Below are 17425 nucleotides of genomic sequence, written 5' to 3' on the forward strand. Positions count from 1 at the left end.
GATCGGGTTTCGGTGACTCGGGCGCTTTAGTCGCACATGGCCTTGCGTTCCAGCCGCGTAACGACGCCGCGCGCGGCAATATAGGCAATATCGACTTCGTCGAGGAACAGGCCATGGCCGAGTATGCCGGGAATCGCGGCGATCCGCCCTGCCTCGGCGACGGGGTCGAGCGCGGCGAAATGGCAGTCGAGCACCATATTGCCCTGATCGGTGCGATAGGCGCCGCCGTCGCGCGGCACGACCTGCGCGCCGAGCGCGGTCAGCCGCGCCGCAACGAAGCTCCGCGCGAAGGGCAGCACCTCGACCGGCACCTTCGCCGCGCCGAGCCGGGCGACTTGCTTCGACCCGTCCGCGATGACGATCATGCGCCGCGCGGCGGTGGCGACGATCTTCTCGCGCAGCATCGCCCCGCCCGCGCCCTTGATCGCGCGCAGATCGGGATCGATCTCGTCGGCGCCGTCGATCGCCAGGTCGAGCGTCGCCAAATCGGCAAAGTCGAGCAGCGGGATGCCGGCGGCGCGCGCCAGCGCCTCGCTCGCCAGCGAGGTGACGACCGCGCGGACATCGAGCCCGGCGCGCACCTTTTCGCCGAGCCGGGCGATGGCATGCGCGGCGGTCGAGCCGGTGCCGAGCCCGACCAGCATGCCGGGTCGTACCTCCTCGACCGCGGTCTCGGCCGCGAGGCGCTTGTCGTCGTCTGTGGTCATTCTGTGCACCTAGCATATTTCGCTGGCGAGAGGCGGCGGCTTCGGGGCAAGGGCGCGGCATGATCGAGAAACTGCTCACCCTGCTCGCCAGCTTCACCATCGCGGTCATTTCCGGTGGCGGCTATCTTGGCATCGCCCTGCTGATGGCGATCGAGAGCGCGTGTATCCCGCTGCCGTCGGAGATCATCATGCCGTTTGCCGGCTATCTCGTCTCGACCGGCCGCTTCGACCTGTATCTCGCTGCGACCGCGGGGGCGATCGGCTGCAATCTCGGCTCGATCGTCGCCTATGAGATCGGCAAGCGCGGTGGCCGCCCGCTGGCGGAGCGCTGGGGACGGTACGTGCTGGTCGGGCCGGGCGAACTCGACATGGCCGACCGCTTCTTCGCGCGCTTCGGTGGCATCGCGGTGCTGATCGGCCGCTTGCTGCCGGTGATCCGCTCGTTCATCGCCTTCCCCGCCGGCGTGGCGCGGATGAAGCTGGTGCCGTTCCACCTCTATACCTTCATCGGATCGTGGCCGTGGTGCTTCGGGCTGGCCTGGGTCGGGATGAAGCTGGGCGACAAGTGGAACAGCGACCCGCGGATCAAGGCGGCGTTCCATTCGGCCGATGTGGCGGTGGCGGTCGTGCTGCTCGCGGGCGTGGCCTTCTTCGTGTGGCACAAGCTGCACCGCCTGAAGCGCTGACGCGCCTCGCCGCGCCATTTCTCTCTGTTCCGCGCAAATAACAGGGGAGAAAATGAATTTTCGCGGCCGAATCGGTCTTCGCCGCGTAATGTTCTTTGTTAAATCAGTTATTTGCTGAGATATCGGTTCCCAACGGAACAGCGGCGCGACGGCCTCGGAACAGAGAAGAGCCGACGCGATATCAGAGCTGACAAGCGGCATAACAGAAGCCTCGGCGATCTTCGCGGGCGCCGACGGTGGCGCGGTGGACGACCGGCCCCGTTGCACCCGGCGCGAGCAAAGTTGAATCGCGCCGCGTACTCCCGCTTATTCGCCCGAGAAGTTCGGCGCGCGACGTTCGATGAAGGCGTCGATCGCTTCTTCATTGTCGCGCGTCGCATGGGCGAGGCTCTGCATCGCGGCCGACAGTTCGAGCGTGGCGGCGAGCGTCGCGGTCTGCGCCTCGCGCAGCAGGCGGCGCGTCATGCGCACGGCATGCGGCGGGTTGGCGGCGATCTTGTCGGCGATGCCGCGCGCGGTGGAGAGCAGATCGGCCGCCGGCACGACGTGGCTGACGAGGCCGATCTGAAGCGCGGTCGCGGCGTCGATCGTCTCGCCGGTCAGCGTCAGCTCGACCGCGCGGCTGAAGCCGATCACGCGTGGCAGCAACCATGCGCCGCCATCGCCGGGGACGATGCCGAGCTTGACGAAACTCTCGGCGAACACTGCCGTCTCGGCGGCGACGCGAATGTCGCACATACAGGCGAGGTCGAGCCCCGCGCCGATCGCCGGGCCGTTGATCGCCGCGATCACCGGCACTTCCAGCGCATGGAACATCAGCGGCAGGCGCTGGATGCCTTCGCGGTAATTGCGCCGCGTTTGTGCCGGCAGGCTGGCGCGCAGACCGCTGCCGGCCTTCATCGCCTTGAGATCGCCCCCGGCCGAAAAGGCACTGCCCGCGCCGGTCAGGATGACGCAGCGCACGCCGATATCGGCATCGGCCTCGAGCATCGTCGCGATCAGCGCGTCGATCAGGCCGTTGTCGGAGACCGGATTGCGCTTCTCGGGCAGGTTGAGCGTGACGGTGAGGATCGCGCCATCGCGGCTGGCGAGGATCGGCGCGCTGTCGTTCATGGTCATGCTCATTTCGCCTCGGCCAGCAGCTGCTTCGCGGTTTCGCTCGTCCAGTCCATCCCGCCAGTCATGCGCCACACTTCGTGACCGGTCGAATCATAGAGGATGCTGGTCGGCAGGCTGGCATTGTACGCGACGCTCAGTTTGGTCTCGGGGTCGGCATAGGATTGCAGATGCGTGACACCGTGATCGCGCAGGAACGTCGCCGCCTTGGCCGAGCCATCGGCACCGATATCCTGGCTTACCGCGACGATCGTCATGGTCGCCGCCGCCTTGTCGAGCGTCGGCATTTCGGCGACGCACGGCGCGCACCAGGTCGCCCACAGGTTGAGCAGCACGGGCTTGCCAGCGAACGCCTTGATCGAACTCGGTTTGCCGGCGGAATCGGTGAAGCCGACTGCCGGCGCCAACTCGCCCTTGTGGCTGCGATCGAGCGTGCCGATCACATCGACCGCGACCTTGTCGCCCTTGGCCGGCGGCGCATCGGCCGGGGTGCCGCTATTCTCGACCGGCAGCTTGCTCGGCATCGCTTGCGGGGCGCCCGCGTTCTGCTTATCGCACCCCGCGACAGCGCCCAGCAACAGGAGCGGCACGATCACCGAGCGTAAGGACGAGAAGGAAGCCATGGGGCACGCATCCAATGCGATGTGGGGCGGACGCTTCGCCGAGGGTCCGGCAGCGGTGATGCGCGAGATAAATGCCTCGATCCCGTTCGACAAGCGCTTGTGGCAACAGGACGTGGCGGGCTCGCAGGCGCATGTCGCGATGCTCGGCGCGCAGGGCATCGTCTCGCCCGAGGATTCGGCGACGATCGGCGCCGGGCTGGCGCAGGTCGCGGCGGACTATGCGGCGCATGGCGTGACCGAGGATCTGACCCTCGAAGACATTCATATGCAGACCGAGGCGCGGCTGGCCGAGAAGATCGGCCCGGTCGCCGGGCGGCTGCACACCGCACGCTCGCGCAACGACCAGGTCGCGACCGATTTCAAGCTGTGGGTGCGCGACGCGATCGACCAGGTCGCGGCGGCGCTCGTCGCCTTCCAGGACGCGCTGCTGACGCGTGCCGAAGAGCATGCCGACAGCGTGATGCCGGGCTTCACGCATCTGCAGAGCGCGCAGCCGGTGACGCTCGGCCATCATCTGATGGCCTATCACGAGATGATCGCGCGCGACCGCGGGCGCTTCGCCGATGCGCGCGTGCGGCTAAATCGCTGTCCGCTTGGCTCGGCCGCGCTGGCCGGGACGGGCTTTCCGATCGATCGCGATGCGACGGCCGCGGCGCTGGGTTTCGACGGGCCGACGCGCAACTCGCTCGACGGCGTGTCGGACCGCGACTTCGCGATCGAATATCTCACCGCCGCCGCGCAGTGCGCGCTGCATCTCAGCCGGCTGGCCGAGGAGTTCATCCTGTGGGCGTCGCAGCCCTTCGGTTTCGTCTCGCTGTCGGACCAATGGTCGACCGGCTCGTCGATCATGCCGCAGAAACGCAACCCCGACGCGGCCGAACTGGTACGCGGCCATTCGGGGCGGATCATCGGCTGCCTCACCGCGCTGATGATCACGATGAAGGGGCTGCCGCTGGCCTATTCCAAGGACATGCAGGACGACAAGCCGCCGGTGTTCGAGGCGCACGACCTGCTCGGCCTGTCGATCGCGGCGATGACCGGGATGGTGGCGAGCGCGACCTTCCGCACCGAGCGGATGCGCGGCGCGGCGGAGGCCGGCTTCGCCACCGCGACCGACCTGGCTGACTGGCTGGTGCGCGAGGGCGGCATCCCGTTCCGCGAGGCGCATCACATCACCGGCCGCGCAGTGAAGCGCGCCGAGGAACTGGGCGTTTCGCTCGACAAGGTGCCGCTCGACGACCTGATTGCTATCGATGCGCGAATCGACCAACGCGTCTATGGTGTGTTGACGGTCGATGCGTCGGTCGCCAGCAGGACCAGCTTTGGCGGCACGGCGCCGGCCAATGTGCGTGCGGCGATCCGTGCCGCGCGCGAAGGAGACGGGCGATGAAAGCGGTGATCGGACTGGCCCTGGCGCTGCTGCTGGCGGCATGCGGATCGATGTCGGGCCTCAAACCGGCCAAGGGCGAATCGCTGCCCGTCGCACCCTATGGCGCGCGCGCGACGCCGAGCGCGACGCAGTTGCTGATGCCGTCGAACCAGGCGCGACCGGCGCGCAGCGACGAGTTGTTGACCAACTCCGAGCAGCGCCGCAGCGACGAATTCGACCTGCCCCCCAGCCGCTGATGGATCATTTCACGCTGATTGACGGGGCGTTCCACGCCGAGAGCGTCCCGCTGGAACGGATTGCCGCCGATGTCGGCACCCCGGTCTATGTCTATTCGCGCGCGATGTTCGAGCATCAGGCCGATGCGTTTCGCGCCGGGCTGGTCGATGCCGGGATCGACGACGCGCATTTCGCCTATGCGATCAAGGCCAATCCCAACCGCGCGGTGCTCGCGGTGCTGGCGAAGCGCGGTTACGGCGCCGACGTCGTCTCGGGTGGCGAGATGCAGCGCGCGTTGGCGGCGGGCATGCCGGCGCGCGACATCGTCTTTTCGGGCGTCGGCAAGACGCGCGACGAACTTGCCGGCGCGCTCGATGTCGGGATCGGCCAGTTCAATCTCGAGCTCGAGGAAGAGGGCGAAGTGCTCGCGGCGATCGCCGCGGCCGGCGGCAAGCGCGCCGATGCGACGTTGCGGGTGAATCCGGACGTCGATGCCGGCACGCATGCCAAGATCTCGACCGGCAAGAAAGAGAACAAGTTCGGCGTCGCGATCGACCAGTCGGTGGCGATGTATGGCCGGCTCGCCGCGCTGCCCGGGCTAAACATGCGCGGCGTGGCGATCCATATCGGCAGCCAGTTGCTCGACCTCGCCCCGCTCGAAGCGGCCTATACGCGGATCGGTCAGCTCGTCGCCGAGTTGCGCGCGGCGGGCCACACGATCGAGCGCGTCGATCTCGGCGGCGGGCTCGGCGTACCCTATAAGGCCGGCGATGTGCCGCCGAGTACCCAGGCCTATGGCGCGATGGTCGCGCGGGTGACCAGGGGCTGGAACGTCCAGCTGATGTTCGAACCCGGCCGCTTCATCGCCGGCAATGCCGGGGTGCTGCTGACGCGGGTGATCTGGGTCAAGCCGGGTGCGGTGAACCCCTATGTCATCGTCGATGCGGCGATGAACGATCTGGCGCGGCCGGCGCTGTATGATGCGTGGCATGATTTCGTCGCCGTGCGGCCCTCGGGCGAGCGCATGATCGCCAATATCGCGGGCCCGGTGTGCGAGAGCGGCGACACCTTCGCGATGGGGCGCGACATCGACGCGGTGAAATCGGGCGATCTTGCGATCTTCCGCACCGCCGGCGCCTATGGCGCGACGATGGCCTCGACCTATAACAGCCGGGCGCTGGTGCCCGAGGTGCTGGTCGATGGCGACCGCTATGCGGTGGTCGCCGACCGTATCGACCCGGCGACGATCCTCGCGGCGGAGCGGCTGCCCGACTGGCTGGCTGCGTGACCTGGCACAGCCTGCCGCTGTTCATGACGGTGGCGGGCCGGCCGGTGATCCTGCTCGGCGAGGGCGAAGCCGCCGAGGCCAAGCGCCGCCTGCTCGAGCGCGCCGGCGCGGTGATCGTCGGCGAGGATGCGGCGGCGGCGCTGGCGATCGTCGCGCTCGACGACGAAGCGGAGGCGCTGGCGGCGGTGGCACGGCTCAAGGCCCGCGGCGTGCTGGTCAATGCGGTCGATCGCCCGGCACTGTGCGATTTTACCGTGCCGGCGATCATCGATCGCGACCCCGTGCTGGTCGCGATCGGCACCGGCGGCGCGTCGGCCGGGTTAGCCGCGGCGCTGCGCCAGCGGCTGGAGGGATTGCTGCCCGATACGCTTGGCGCGCTGGCCCGCGCGCTGCACGCCGCGCGCGCGGCGATCCGGACGCGCTTCCCCGACGGTGTCGACCGGCGGCGCGCGATCGGTGCAGCGCTGGCGCCGGGCGGCACGCTCGATCCGCTTGCCGCGCGCCATGACGTGGCGGCCTGGCTCGCCGGCGCCGACAACGCCCCGGGCGACATGCTGGTAACGATCCGGCCACGTTCGGCCGATCCGGACGACCTGACGTTGCGTGAGGCGCGCTTGCTGTCGCAGGCCGACCGCATCCTGCACGGTGCTACGGTACCGGCATCGCTGCTCGATCGCGCGCGTGCCGATGCGATGCGGGTTGTCTGCGACGCGCCGCCCGTTACCCTTTCACCGGGACTGACGCTCTATATGGAGATGGCATGAGCGGATTTGCCTATCGCGTGGACAAGGGCCACGCCGAACGCGTCGCGATCGAGGGCGCGCTGGGCTGCGGCGCGGCGCTCGTCTGGGTCCATCTCACCACCAACAACGAACAGGCCCAGGCGTGGCTGACCGAAGAGGCCAAGCTGCCCGACCATATCGTCGAGCCGCTGACCGCGACCGAGACGCGGCCGCGCTGCGACGCGCTGGGCGACGGCGCCTATCTCAACCTGCGCGGGCGATCGAGCGAGGCGATGACCTCGTCCGACCCGCTCGCCTCGGTGCGAATCTGGGCGCAGGCCGGGCGGGTGATCTCGGTGACGCGCAAGCCGCTCGTCGCGATCGACGTCGTCGCCAAGGCGATCGAGCAGGGGAATATTCTCGATCCGGGTGACCTGATCGCCGAGTTCGCCAGCGCGATCACCGCCGATCTCGACCCCGAAGTGGCCGATCTCGGCGACCGGCTCGACGATTGCGAGGCCGAGCTCAACGCCGACAAGGTGTTCGAACTGCGCCGCAACGTGACGGCAGTACGCGTCGCGGCGATCGGCTATCGCCGCTTTCTCACCCCGCAGCGCGCGGCGCTCGAAAAGCTGGCCGCGCTGCCGTGCGACTGGTTGCAGGACGACGACCGGTTGCATCTCAATTCGGCGGCCGACCGCGCCGCGCGCATGGCCGAGGAGTTGGAGAGCATCCGCGAACGCTCGGCGCTGGCGCATGAAGCGCTGACCGATCTGCGCGCCGAGCAGATCGATTCACGCGCGCTGCTGATCTCGATCGTGGCGATGATCTTCCTGCCGCTGACCTTTCTTACCGGTCTCTACGGCATGAACGTCAAGGGGCTCCCTTATGCCGAGGAGCCATGGGCGTTCGACGCGATCGCCGGCATCTGCCTGCTCACCACCGTCGGCATCATCGTCTATTTCATGCAGCGCCGCTGGTTTCGGGGCTGAGCCGCTCGATCTGATCGTTGAGCGCCTGGATCGAGGCGACGAGACGCTGGCGATCGGCCCGCGTCGCTGCGAGTTCGGTCCTCGCCTCGCCGAGTTCCATCGCGCGGGTGGCGATGCGCGCGTCGAGCGTGGCGTTGGAACGCTGGAGATCGGCAATGCGGCGCGCGCGCGCCAGCACGCGTTCGATCCGCGCATGGAGCACCTCGAAGGCGAACGGCTTGGCGACATGATCGTCCGCGCCGGCGGCGAGCGCCTCGACCGCCGCGGCGGGGTCGCTGCGCCCGGTCAGCATGATCACGGGCAAATCGGAAGTTTCGCGGCTGCCGCGAATCTCGCGCAGCACGTGCATGCCCGACATCATCGGCATGACCATGTCGAGCAGCACGAGATCGAAGCCGCGCGCCGCGATCAGATCGAGCGCCTCGGCGCCATTGTCGCACAACACGGCGAGGTAGCCGAGATGGCCGAGCCGCTTGCCGAGCACCGCAAGATTGGTGCGGCTGTCGTCTACGACGAGGATGGTGCGCACCGGCCCCTGTCGCGGCATGACCAGGCTTTGCTCGCCGAAAAGCTCCATCACGTCAGATCCCGTGTCGTTCACGTCGGCTAATCTAGTCCGATCACCGTCACCGAAAGGTTAACGCGACGGCAACCATGCCGCGCGCGTTCAGGCGGCGCGGACCGTCCGCCACGCTTCGGCGATCTCCGCCAGCGTCGCCGCGACGTCGCGGAAGGGGGCCGGGTCGTCGCCGATGCTCGCCGCGACGATGGTGTTACGCGCGCCGGCGTAAAGCCGCGCGAGCGTGACGGCGACGTCGCCGCCGGCCTCGAAGTCGAGTCCCGCCTCGAGCGCAAAGAGAATCGCCGTGGCGCGAGTCAGCTTGTCGCTCTTGAGCGCATAATTGCGATTCTCGGTCGCCCAGGCGGCGGTGCGCAGCGCGCGGATCGCTTCCTCATAAAGCAGCTGCACCAGCGCCGGGCCGTCGGCCTCGGCGGTGCGGCCGCTGGCGTCGATCTGACGGTAGGTTTCTTCGGCGTTGCGCCCGAGCGCGGTGGCATAAGCGGCCATGATCAATTGGTCGGCTTGTTCCAGGCGGCAATCTGCGCCGTCAGGAAGCTCTGCGTCGACTTGTACGCCGCGACCTGCGAATCCATCGCCGAATATTGCTGCGTCAACCGTGTCTTGGCGGCGTCTTCCAGCGTGCTGAGCTTGTCCTGCTGGTCGGCAATATCCGACTGCACCTTGGTATAGCGGCTGGTGCTGGCGGCGAGGCCGGTCTTGGCGCTAGTCGCGCTGGTCGAAATCGCGCTCAGCGCGGCGCCGATGCCCTTGCCGCTCGCCCCGGTACCGTCGGCAAACATCGCCTCGACCGCGTCGGGCCAGGTCGCAAGTGCCTTTTGCAGCACGTCAGCACGGACGCTAAGCGTGCCGTCGCGATTGGTCGCTACGCCGATCTCGGCTAGCGTTGTCGGCGCGCCGGTGTCCCCGCCGGTCACGAGATTGGTCAGCGATAGCGTGGTCAGCGAATGCGCCAGGACGGCGGTGGCGCTGTCCTGCTTGAGCGTGCCCTTGACCGGGTCGGTCGCCTCGGCGACGATCGCGTGCAGCTGGTTATAGGTATCGACATAATCACTGACCGCCTGGGTCAACGCGCCGGTCGGGCGGCTCGATCCGAGCGTCGTGGTGCCCGTGCCGGTAAGGGTGAACTTCACCCCATCGACGAGATCGGAAAAGCTGTTGCTGGCGCGCTCGACCGCCACGCCGTCGAGGCTCAGCGCGGCGTTGGTCGCAGCCGTGCCGATCGTCGTCGCGCTCTCGCCGACGCCGATGTTGAGCGCGGCGAGTTCCGGCGTGCTGCCCGTCAAGGTGAAGGCCTGGGCGCTCCCGGTCGCGCCCTTGAGCGTCAGCCGCGCCGTGCCGTCGACATCGGTGACGACCGATGCGGTCACGCCGGCCTTGGCGGCGTTGATCGCGCTGGCGATGCCGTCGAGCGACTGATGCGTCGAATCGATCGTGATCGATACCGGCGTGGCGCTGCCGGCGGTAAAGTCGGTCATCGCGCCGTTCGCCACCGTCGCGGTGCCGAAGGTGAGCGAGAGAGTGCCCGTGCCGATTGCGGTGGTGCGGCTGGCAACGGGGGTGGCGGTGGTCGCGGTCTGCGCCGCAGCGAGATGCGACACGGTCAGCGTCGCGTTGAGCGCGCCGACCTTGCCGCTGAGCGCCGTCGTCACGCCGGCGACCGCGCTGTTGGAGCTGGTCGGCTGGTTGAGCAGCGTGCCGCCCTTGATCAGCGAGGTCAGCGCCGAGGCGAAGCCGGTGATCCCGCTCTGCAGCTTGGCAACTTCGGAAATCTGCGCGGTAACTTCGCTGGTCTTGCTGGTCAGCGCGGCGGTCTTGCCGGCGAACTGGGCGTTGACCAGCGACGTCACGATCGCCGCCGTGTCGATGCCCGAACCGGCACCGAGCGCGAGCGCGATCTGCGAGGCGGAGGTTGCCGTGGTCGAGCTCGTCGTCGTCATGCCCTGAGTCCCGGCGATGGTGTCATGCTATAGAACGGCCGCAGGCGCATGATCTTTACCCCTTCACGCCGTTTTCGTCGAAGCGCGCGCTTGCCGGCACCGGCACCTCGGGCGCCGTGCCACCGGCCTCGGCATTGAGGCCGAAGACGAAGGCAAGGATCGTCGCGATCGCGACGTAAAGGTCGTCGCGAATCTCCTGCCCTTCGCGGCTGGTATAGTAGAGCGCGCGGGCGATGGCGGGATATTCGAGGATTGGCACGCGGCTCTCCCCCGCCAGTTCGCGGATCGCCTCGGCGACGACGCCGCGGCCCTTGGCGACGACCACCGGCACCTGGTCGTTGTCGCGATCGTAGCGCAGCGCGACGGCGAAATGCGTCGGGTTGGTGAGGATGACATGCGCCTCGGCCACCGCCTTGCGCATGTTGCGCTTGGCCATGGCGTGCTGGCGCGCGCGCATCGCGCCCTTGGCCTCGGGCGAGCCCTCGCTTTCCTTGTGCTCGTCCTTGATCTCCTGCTTCGACATGCGCAGCTTGGCGAGCAGGCGGAGGATCTGCACCGGCACGTCGATGCCAGCGATCAGCATCAGGCCGAACGCCATCGCAAAGACGATCCCGATCAACGTACCGCCGAGCGCGCCGACGACGCTGTTGATGTCCGACGACATCAGCCCGAGCGTGCTGCGCGAGGTGGTCCATAGCATGTAACTGCCGATGCAGCCGAGCAGCATGACCTTGAGCAGCGACTTGCCGAGCTCGATCCAGCCCTGCGGCCCGAAGATGCGCTTCAGGCCCGATCCGGGATTGATGCGCGAGGCCTTGGGCGCGAGCAGCGACCCGTTGAACTGGAGTGCGCCGAGCCCGGCCTGGCTGAGAATCGCGGCGACGATCGCCACCACGAACAAGGAGGCGATCGGCGTGACGAGCTTCCACCCGGCTTCGGCGAGCGGACGGAAGGGCGCGAAATTTTCGATGTCGCGGCGATCGAACTGGAAGCCCGCCGCCATCACCGCCTTGCACGCCGCCATCAGCGATGGCCCAAATAGCGCCATCCAGCCGCACCCGGCCATCACCACCAATGCCGTCGCGAACTCGCGGCTGCGAAGGATATCGCCCTTTTCGGCGGCGTCCTTGCGCCGCTTGGGTGTTGGGGCTTCTGTCCGTTCGCCGAATTCGTCTGCCATCAGCCGAGCACCAGCCGCTGGGTGGCCTGGAGCCCCTCATTGATGATGACGAGCATGTAATCGCCCATCGCCGGGAACGAGACGGCGAGCGCGACCACGCCGACCGCGAGGCTGACCGGCAGGCCGACCGCGAACAGGTTGAGCGCGGGCGCGGCGCGCGAGATCATGCCGACGACGATGTTGAGGCACAGCAGCAGGAAGCCGACCGGCAACGCCAGCAACAGCCCGGCAAGGAAGGTATAACCGCCGAACAACGCGATGTTCTCGAGCTTGGTCGCGCCGAGCCAGGCCTGGCCCGGCGGCAGCGCGTCATAGCTTTTGACGATCATCTCGACGAGCATCAGATGGCCGTTGACACTGAGGAACAGCAGGGTCAGCAGCATCGAGAAGAACTGGCCCAGCGCGGTCGAGCTATGCCCGTTCTGCGGGTCGATCGCCGAGGCGAAGCCGATACCCATCGAGGTGCCGATCACCTCGCTCGCCAACAGCGGCGCGGCAAAGGCGATCTGCAGCACGAAGCCGATCGCAAAGCCGACCAGCGCCTCGGCGGCGACCGACAGGAAGGTTTCGAGCGAGAAAATCTGCGCCGGCGGGACGATCGGGTGGACTGTCAGCACGAGCACGCCGATCGCGCCCGACAGTGCGACGCGCACCGTCACCGGCACCGACACCTGGCTGAACACCGGCGCGGCGATGAACGCCGCGCTGATCCGCACCATGACGAAGACCAGCGCCCAGAGCTTCGGCTCGATCGACAGGCCGAAGCCGAGCATCAGCTTCTGCCCGGGTCTGAGCTTGAGGTAGCGAAGAGAAAGACCTGGTTCGCGCGGAGGCGCGGAGGCGCGGAGGTGGTGCGGCCGTTGCTAACGTACGCCTTCATCACAAAAAATCGCTCGTCACCCTGAGCTTGTTTCAGTGCTGGAACTTTGGCCGGCCCCCGGCCAACCACGTTCATATTCGGGGAGCACGATCTCGCACGAACATTTGCGCGCTCATTCGCGCCACGCGTGACGCTCTTGTACATTCTGAACGCGCATGGATGCTGAAACGAGTTCAGCATGACGGGGTTTTGCGAGGGGCGCGAGACGGCATCCACGAGCGTGACACCTCCGCGCCTCCGCGCCTCCGCGCGAACGCCCTTCTTCACCTGACCGTTCATCGAACCAGGTCGGGAATGCGCTCGAAGATGCTCAGCGTGAAGTCGCTGAGCAGGCCGAGGATCATGCCGCCGAACACCATGATCGAGATCGCCACGACGATCAGCTTGGGAATGAACGACAGCGTCTGCTCGTTGATCGAGGTCGCCGCCTGGATCATGCCGATGATCAGCCCCGACAGCAGTGCCGGGATCAGTATCGGCGCGGCGGCGAGCGCCAGCACCCACATCGTCTGGTTGGCGATGGTCAGGAAATAATCCGCGTCCATGCCGCGCTAACTCACGAAACTGTTGGCGAGGCTGCCCATGGTCAGCGCCCAGCCATCGACCAGCACGAACAGCAGCAATTTGAACGGCAAGGATATGATCGTCGGCGACATCATCATCATGCCGAGCGACATCAGCACCGTCGCCACGACGAGATCGATTACGATGAACGGCAGGAACACCAGAAATCCGATCTGGAAGGCGGTCTTGAGCTCGCTGGTGACGAACGCCGGCAGCAGCACCGAGAAGGGAATGTCGTCGGCCTTGGCATAGGGGCCGCTCTTGGCGAGCCCGGCGAACAGCGTGATGTCGGCCTTGCGCGTCTGCTTGGCCATGAAGCTGTGCAGCGGCACAGCGGCGGTCTTGATCATGTCGGTCGCGGGCATCTTGCCGGCGGCATAGGGCTGGATCGCCTGGGTGTTGATCTGGTTGATCACCGGCGCCATCACGAAGAAGGACAGGAACAGCGACAGGCCGATCAGCACCTGGTTGGGCGGCGAATTCTGCAAGCCCAGTGCCTGGCGGACGATCGACAGCACGATGATGATCCGCGTGAAGCTGGTCATCATCAGCAGGATGCCGGGCAGGATCGTCAGCAGCCCCATGATGATGAGGATCTGCAACGACAGCGCGAGCGGGGCCTTGCCGCCACCGAGATCGCCGAGCGCGCGATCGACCGCGTCGCCCGCGCCGGCAGGTGCAACCGCCGGGGCAGACGTCGCAGCGGTTGGGGCAGCGGTCGGGGCGGCCTGGGCCAGCGCGGGATGCGCGACGATCAGCGCGAGGACGAGCGCCAGCACGACCAGCGCGATTTTGCCCCAGGGCAGCCGTTTCGCCGTCGGCGCCTTGATCAGCGCGGGACCGGTGCCCTTGCGCGTCACGGTGAAGATCATTTCGGCAGATCCTGCTTGTCGACCAGCGTCACCCCGCCACGACCGACCGAGACGAGCAGCTTGCGCCCCTCGAACTCGAGCACCGCGAGGCGCAGGCCGGGCGAGATCATCATCGTCTCGACGACTTTGAGCATGCGGTTGGCGGGCTGGCCGGGCATGCGGCTCTCAAGCTTGCGCCACAGCCACAGGCAGCCGATCATCAGCCCGCAGACCAGCGGCAGCAGCACGACGAGCTTGAGGACATAGGACCACATCATGGCGTCAGGCCCGCTTGTCGGGCGAGACGAGCTCGGTCATGCGCACGCCGAAGCGCTCGCCGACCATCACCACCTCGCCGCGGCCGATCAGCGTGCCGTTGACCAGCACGTCGAGCAGTTCATTGGCCAGCCGGTCGAGCTCGATGACGCTCGATTCGCCCAGCGCGAGCAGTTCGCGCAGCGTCAGGCTGGTCGAGCCGATCTCGACGGTCAGCTTGACGTCGACGTCCTGCAACAGACGAAAATTCGCCGCCAGGCTGGCATCGACGGGGAATCCGCCGGTCATGTCGTTCATTGAAAATCCCCAGTTTCTCGGGCGCCGAAAGCGGTAATCGAAGTGAGACGGATCGCGGCCTTGCCGTTCGATGTGCCGACCGTGCCCGCGCCGAGCCGGTCGCCGCCGACCATCACCGGCACGTCCTTGTCGACGCTGATCGGAATGACGTCGCCGGCCTTGAGCTCCATCAGCATGGCGAGCGGGATGACCGGCTCGGCGAGCACCGAACGGATCGGGAAGCGCACGCCCATCACCGCGCGGGTGAGGCCGGTGCGCCACGCCGGGTCCTGCTCGGCCGACTTGGCGAGCACCTTGCCGGTGAGCGACGGGGCATAGGGCTTGAGCGCGGCGACCGGATAAACCAGGTCGAGGAAGATCGGCTTGGCATTACCTGCGGCGATGCCGATGCGGGTCACGACCAGGGCATCGTCGCCATCGAGCCCGCTGAGCATCGCCGGGTTCGATTCGACCCGCCCGGCGGCGAATTTGAGCCGCGCGAGCGGCTCCCAGGCAACGCGCATCGGCTCGACCAGCATGCCGCCTAGCCGGTTGGCGACGGCCTCGGCCGAGGGTGAGAATTCGCTCGGCAGGTCATGCGGCGCAGCGCCGGTGCCGCCAAAGAACAGGTCGAGCATCTCCATCACGAAGCGCCCGTCGAACACCGCCAGCGCCACGCCATTGCCGGGCGTGATCGCGAGCGGGAGCCAGGCGGTCAGCGTATCCGCGCGCTCGGCGCGATAATCGGCGAAGCGTTGCACCGCGAGCGGCTCGGCAAAGGTACGGACCTCCTGGCGCAGCAACGGCTCGAACACGCCGCGCAGCGAGCGGGCGAGGCGTGCCGAGAGATGCTGCACGGTATGCAGATCACCGAACGGGTTGAGATTGGCGACGCCCAGCGCGACGTGTTCCGCCTGCCGGGTTCGCTCGCGCCGTTCGAGCGCATCAGATGAAGGGCCGTTAACCATGCCCGGTCACTGAACGATGAAATTGGTAAAGTAGACGTTACCAACGCCGCCAAAACCTTCTTTTTCCTTCAACACGTCGTTGACGGCCTTGACCAGACGGGCCTGCAATTGCTTCTTCCCGTCGGTCGAAAACACCTGCTCCTCGGTCGTGTCGCTGAGCGCCAGCAGCACCGCCGAGCGCACCGCGATCTCGTTGGTCTTGATGTTCTCGATGACGGTATCGTCATAGGGCGTCGAGATGGCGATGCCGACCTGAATGAAGTGGACGCTGTCCTGCAGGTTGGAGGTGAACTCCTTGTCCATCGCATAATAGTTGGAGGCGTATTTCTCGCCGCCGACCCCGGTCGTGCTGCCCTTGACGCCTGCGCCGCCGCCTTCGCCGCTGCCGAGGCCGACCCGCTTCTGCTCGCTCTTGGGCACGAGGCGTGGCCCGACGAACCCCGCCACGGCTTCCCCGGGATGGGCGAACGGGCCGACCCCGGCGGCATAGAGCCCGCCGGCGGTGCCGCCGCCGACCAGGATCAGGCCGAGCAGGATGAACAGGATCATCTTGCCCTTGCCCTTCTTCTTCTTCTTGCCCTTTTTCTTGGGGGCGTCGTCGTCTTCGAGCAGGTCACTCATCGGCTGGCTCCTTCAGATGTCATGCGAGTCGTTGATCGGTCGTGGCGTTGATTTCGCCCGGCGTGCCGGCGTGCGGCGCGCGGTTCGAACGTGGGGCAGGGGTCGGTGTCTGCGGCCGCGACTGCCCGCCGCCGGCGCCGCCATCGACGCTGCTGCCGGCAATGCGCAGGCCGCTCGCCTCGGCGAGCTGGGCAAGGCGCGGCTGGGCATCGTTGAGCACCGCGCGGGTCGCTTCACTGGCGGAGGAGAAGCGGACATGTACTGCCTCGCCGTCCCGCCGGACCGCGACATCGACCGTGCCGAGCGCGTCGGGCACCAGGCGGATGCGCGTGTCACGCGCATTGGCGTCGTCGCGCAGCGTCTCGATATGGCCGATCATGCCGCGCAGACCGTGATCGTGGCGCAGGTCGAGCGCTGCCCCCTGGCCGTCGGCGACCTGCGGCACGGCGGCTGCAATCCGCGTGTCGCCGGTCAGCGCGGCGAGGACGGCGACGGTGCCAAGATTATCCTGCGAGTCGCGCGAATCGTCGTCACGCGTCAGAGAGCGCGCCGACAGCGCATTGAGCGCCGCTGCGAATGCCTGCCGCGCCGGGAGTATCGTAACAGCTGCAGCGGCGGCGGACGGGGTCATCGCGGCCGCGATGCTGAAGCGCGGCGTCCCGGCCGACGCAGCAATGCGCGGGTCGATCACGACGCTCGATTTATCGGCCTTCGCCGTGACGACCAGCGTGTCCGACCCCCGATCAAGCAGCTGGACGGAGTTCGGCAAGGCGGTCGCGCCGCTTGTCGGCGCGGCCGAGGCGGTCGAGGCGGTCGAGGCGGTCGAGGCGGTCGAGGCGGTCGAGGCGGTCGAGGCGGTCGAGGCGGTCGAGGCGGTCGAGGCGGTCGAGGCGGTCGAGGCAGTCGAGGCAGTCGAGGCAGTCGAGGCAGTCGAGGCAGTATCGAGTTCTGCGGGGGTGTTGAGCGCAGTCGCCGGCGTTGCGGCCGCTGCGAGCGAGGTGCCCGTCGGTGCGAGCGCCTTCACCCCGGAGGCGGCCCCGCTCTGGCCCCGCGCGGCCTCTGCCGACGCCGGCAAAAGCGCCGGCTCGATCGCGATGGGCCACGCCGGCGCGAAAAAGGTGATGGCCGACGATGGCGGCGTCGTGTCGTCGTCGGTCGTCTTGATCTCGGTGGTATCGCTTGCCGGAACGGCGTCATCCGATATGGGCGCTTCGGTCGACGGCACGATGCCGGGCATGTTCAAGATATGCACCAGGTTGCCGTCCGCTTTGGGCAGGCGGCGCAATATCGGCGATTTCGCGATGGGTACCGAAGAAATCGTGACCGGATCCAGCGCCGGCGCGTCGCCTGATGCCGGCAAATTGTTGCCGCCCACGGCATCGCGCTGCCGCGCGTCGCCGGTATCGGGTGGGGCCGATTTGGTGTCAGGCGGCGCGACCAGCAGCGTACCCAGCGCGCGCGCGAAGTCTCCCGCCGCCCTGCCAGACACAGGCGTGGCAGGCGAGGCGATCGTCGCAGATTTTGCCGTGATGGACAGTTCGATCATTGG

At 67.5% G+C, this 17425-nt stretch carries 21 protein-coding genes; 6 read left to right on the plus strand and 15 right to left on the minus strand.

Translation table 11 applies throughout. The features are described from left to right. Positions 1-26 precede the first annotated feature (26 nt). The gene (gene rpiA / locus U1839_RS05380) at positions 27-707 is read right to left on the minus strand and encodes a ribose-5-phosphate isomerase RpiA (protein WP_332802636.1); all 681 of its coding nucleotides are present in this window, start codon (positions 705-707) and stop codon (positions 27-29) included. Between the two features lie 59 nt (positions 708-766). Here rpiA and U1839_RS05385 point away from each other — a divergent pair, with 59 nt between their 5' ends. Further along, positions 767-1393: a DedA family protein gene (locus U1839_RS05385; protein WP_332802637.1), complete on the plus strand. Its 627-nt coding sequence runs from the start codon at positions 767-769 to the stop codon at positions 1391-1393. Positions 1394-1699: 306 nt separating this feature from the next. Here the strand turns inward: U1839_RS05385 and U1839_RS05390 are convergent, their stop codons facing one another. Both U1839_RS05390 and U1839_RS05395 read right to left on the minus strand, forming a co-directional pair. Further along, complete coding sequence (locus U1839_RS05390) at positions 1700-2506, minus strand: crotonase/enoyl-CoA hydratase family protein (RefSeq protein WP_332802638.1); 807 nt, start codon at positions 2504-2506, stop codon at positions 1700-1702. Positions 2507-2514: 8 nt separating this feature from the next. After that, positions 2515-3105: a TlpA family protein disulfide reductase gene (locus tag U1839_RS05395; protein WP_332802639.1), complete on the minus strand. Its 591-nt coding sequence runs from the start codon at positions 3103-3105 to the stop codon at positions 2515-2517. A 46-nt stretch (positions 3106-3151) separates the two neighbouring features. Here U1839_RS05395 and argH point away from each other — a divergent pair, with 46 nt between their 5' ends. From argH to U1839_RS05420, 5 genes are read left to right on the plus strand one after another with little or no spacing between them, the layout of a single operon-like run. Further along, complete coding sequence (argH, locus tag U1839_RS05400; RefSeq protein ID WP_332802877.1) at positions 3152-4522, plus strand: argininosuccinate lyase; 1371 nt, start codon at positions 3152-3154, stop codon at positions 4520-4522. Then, on the plus strand, positions 4519-4758 hold the full coding sequence (locus U1839_RS05405; protein WP_332802640.1) for a hypothetical protein: 240 nt from the start codon (positions 4519-4521) through the stop codon (positions 4756-4758). Before argH ends, U1839_RS05405 begins: the two co-directional genes overlap by 4 nt. Continuing rightward, on the plus strand, positions 4758-6026 hold the full coding sequence (gene lysA, locus U1839_RS05410; protein WP_332802641.1) for a diaminopimelate decarboxylase: 1269 nt from the start codon (positions 4758-4760) through the stop codon (positions 6024-6026). Before U1839_RS05405 ends, lysA begins: the two co-directional genes overlap by 1 nt. Next, positions 6023-6790 carry an NAD(P)-dependent oxidoreductase gene (locus tag U1839_RS05415; RefSeq protein WP_332802642.1) on the plus strand — a complete coding sequence of 256 codons (768 nt, stop codon included), beginning with the start codon at positions 6023-6025 and terminating at the stop codon, positions 6788-6790. Before lysA ends, U1839_RS05415 begins: the two co-directional genes overlap by 4 nt. Beyond that, positions 6787-7740: a zinc transporter ZntB gene (locus U1839_RS05420; RefSeq protein ID WP_332802643.1), complete on the plus strand. Its 954-nt coding sequence runs from the start codon at positions 6787-6789 to the stop codon at positions 7738-7740. Before U1839_RS05415 ends, U1839_RS05420 begins: the two co-directional genes overlap by 4 nt. On the opposite strand, the gene U1839_RS05425 is transcribed toward U1839_RS05420, so the two are convergent. The 12 genes from U1839_RS05425 to U1839_RS05480 form a co-directional block, all read right to left on the minus strand. Beyond that, the gene (locus U1839_RS05425) at positions 7712-8341 is read right to left on the minus strand and encodes a response regulator (protein ID WP_332802644.1); all 630 of its coding nucleotides are present in this window, start codon (positions 8339-8341) and stop codon (positions 7712-7714) included. The two genes, U1839_RS05420 and U1839_RS05425, sit on opposite strands and share 29 nt — an antisense overlap. A 66-nt stretch (positions 8342-8407) precedes the next feature. Further along, positions 8408-8812 (minus strand): flagellar export chaperone FliS, encoded by a 405-nt coding sequence (gene fliS / locus U1839_RS05430; protein WP_332802878.1) that lies wholly within the window; start codon positions 8810-8812, stop codon positions 8408-8410. Then, positions 8812-10260: a flagellar filament capping protein FliD gene (gene fliD, locus U1839_RS05435; RefSeq protein ID WP_332802645.1), complete on the minus strand. Its 1449-nt coding sequence runs from the start codon at positions 10258-10260 to the stop codon at positions 8812-8814. Before fliD ends, fliS begins: the two co-directional genes overlap by 1 nt. Before the next feature lie 55 nt (positions 10261-10315). Beyond that, positions 10316-11440, minus strand: a complete 1125-nt coding sequence (locus tag U1839_RS05440; RefSeq protein WP_332802646.1) for an EscU/YscU/HrcU family type III secretion system export apparatus switch protein — start codon at positions 11438-11440, stop codon at positions 10316-10318. Beyond that, the gene (gene fliR / locus U1839_RS05445; protein WP_332802647.1) at positions 11440-12213 is read right to left on the minus strand and encodes a flagellar biosynthetic protein FliR; all 774 of its coding nucleotides are present in this window, start codon (positions 12211-12213) and stop codon (positions 11440-11442) included. Before fliR ends, U1839_RS05440 begins: the two co-directional genes overlap by 1 nt. Positions 12214-12595: 382 nt before the next feature. Further along, complete coding sequence (gene fliQ, locus U1839_RS05450; protein WP_332802648.1) at positions 12596-12865, minus strand: flagellar biosynthesis protein FliQ; 270 nt, start codon at positions 12863-12865, stop codon at positions 12596-12598. A gap of 6 nt (positions 12866-12871) precedes the next feature. Then, positions 12872-13756 carry a flagellar type III secretion system pore protein FliP gene (fliP, locus tag U1839_RS05455; RefSeq protein WP_332802649.1) on the minus strand — a complete coding sequence of 295 codons (885 nt, stop codon included), beginning with the start codon at positions 13754-13756 and terminating at the stop codon, positions 12872-12874. Beyond that, positions 13753-14013, minus strand: a complete 261-nt coding sequence (locus U1839_RS05460) for a flagellar biosynthetic protein FliO (protein WP_332802650.1) — start codon at positions 14011-14013, stop codon at positions 13753-13755. The genes fliP and U1839_RS05460 overlap by 4 nt, the downstream gene beginning before the upstream one ends. Before the next feature lie 4 nt (positions 14014-14017). Continuing rightward, positions 14018-14308: a flagellar motor switch protein FliN gene (gene fliN / locus U1839_RS05465; protein ID WP_281125974.1), complete on the minus strand. Its 291-nt coding sequence runs from the start codon at positions 14306-14308 to the stop codon at positions 14018-14020. Beyond that, complete coding sequence (locus U1839_RS05470) at positions 14305-15255, minus strand: flagellar motor switch protein FliM (protein ID WP_332802651.1); 951 nt, start codon at positions 15253-15255, stop codon at positions 14305-14307. The genes fliN and U1839_RS05470 overlap by 4 nt, the downstream gene beginning before the upstream one ends. Before the next feature lie 6 nt (positions 15256-15261). After that, positions 15262-15876, minus strand: coding sequence for a flagellar basal body-associated FliL family protein (locus U1839_RS05475; protein WP_332802652.1), 615 nt, complete (start codon positions 15874-15876; stop codon positions 15262-15264). A 19-nt stretch (positions 15877-15895) separates the two neighbouring features. Further along, positions 15896-17422, minus strand: coding sequence for a flagellar hook-length control protein FliK (locus tag U1839_RS05480; RefSeq protein ID WP_332802653.1), 1527 nt, complete (start codon positions 17420-17422; stop codon positions 15896-15898). Positions 17423-17425: the final 3 nt, after the last annotated feature.

It is taken from the genome of Parasphingomonas halimpatiens, from assembly GCF_036663795.1.
GTDB lineage: Bacteria > Pseudomonadota > Alphaproteobacteria > Sphingomonadales > Sphingomonadaceae > Sphingomonas.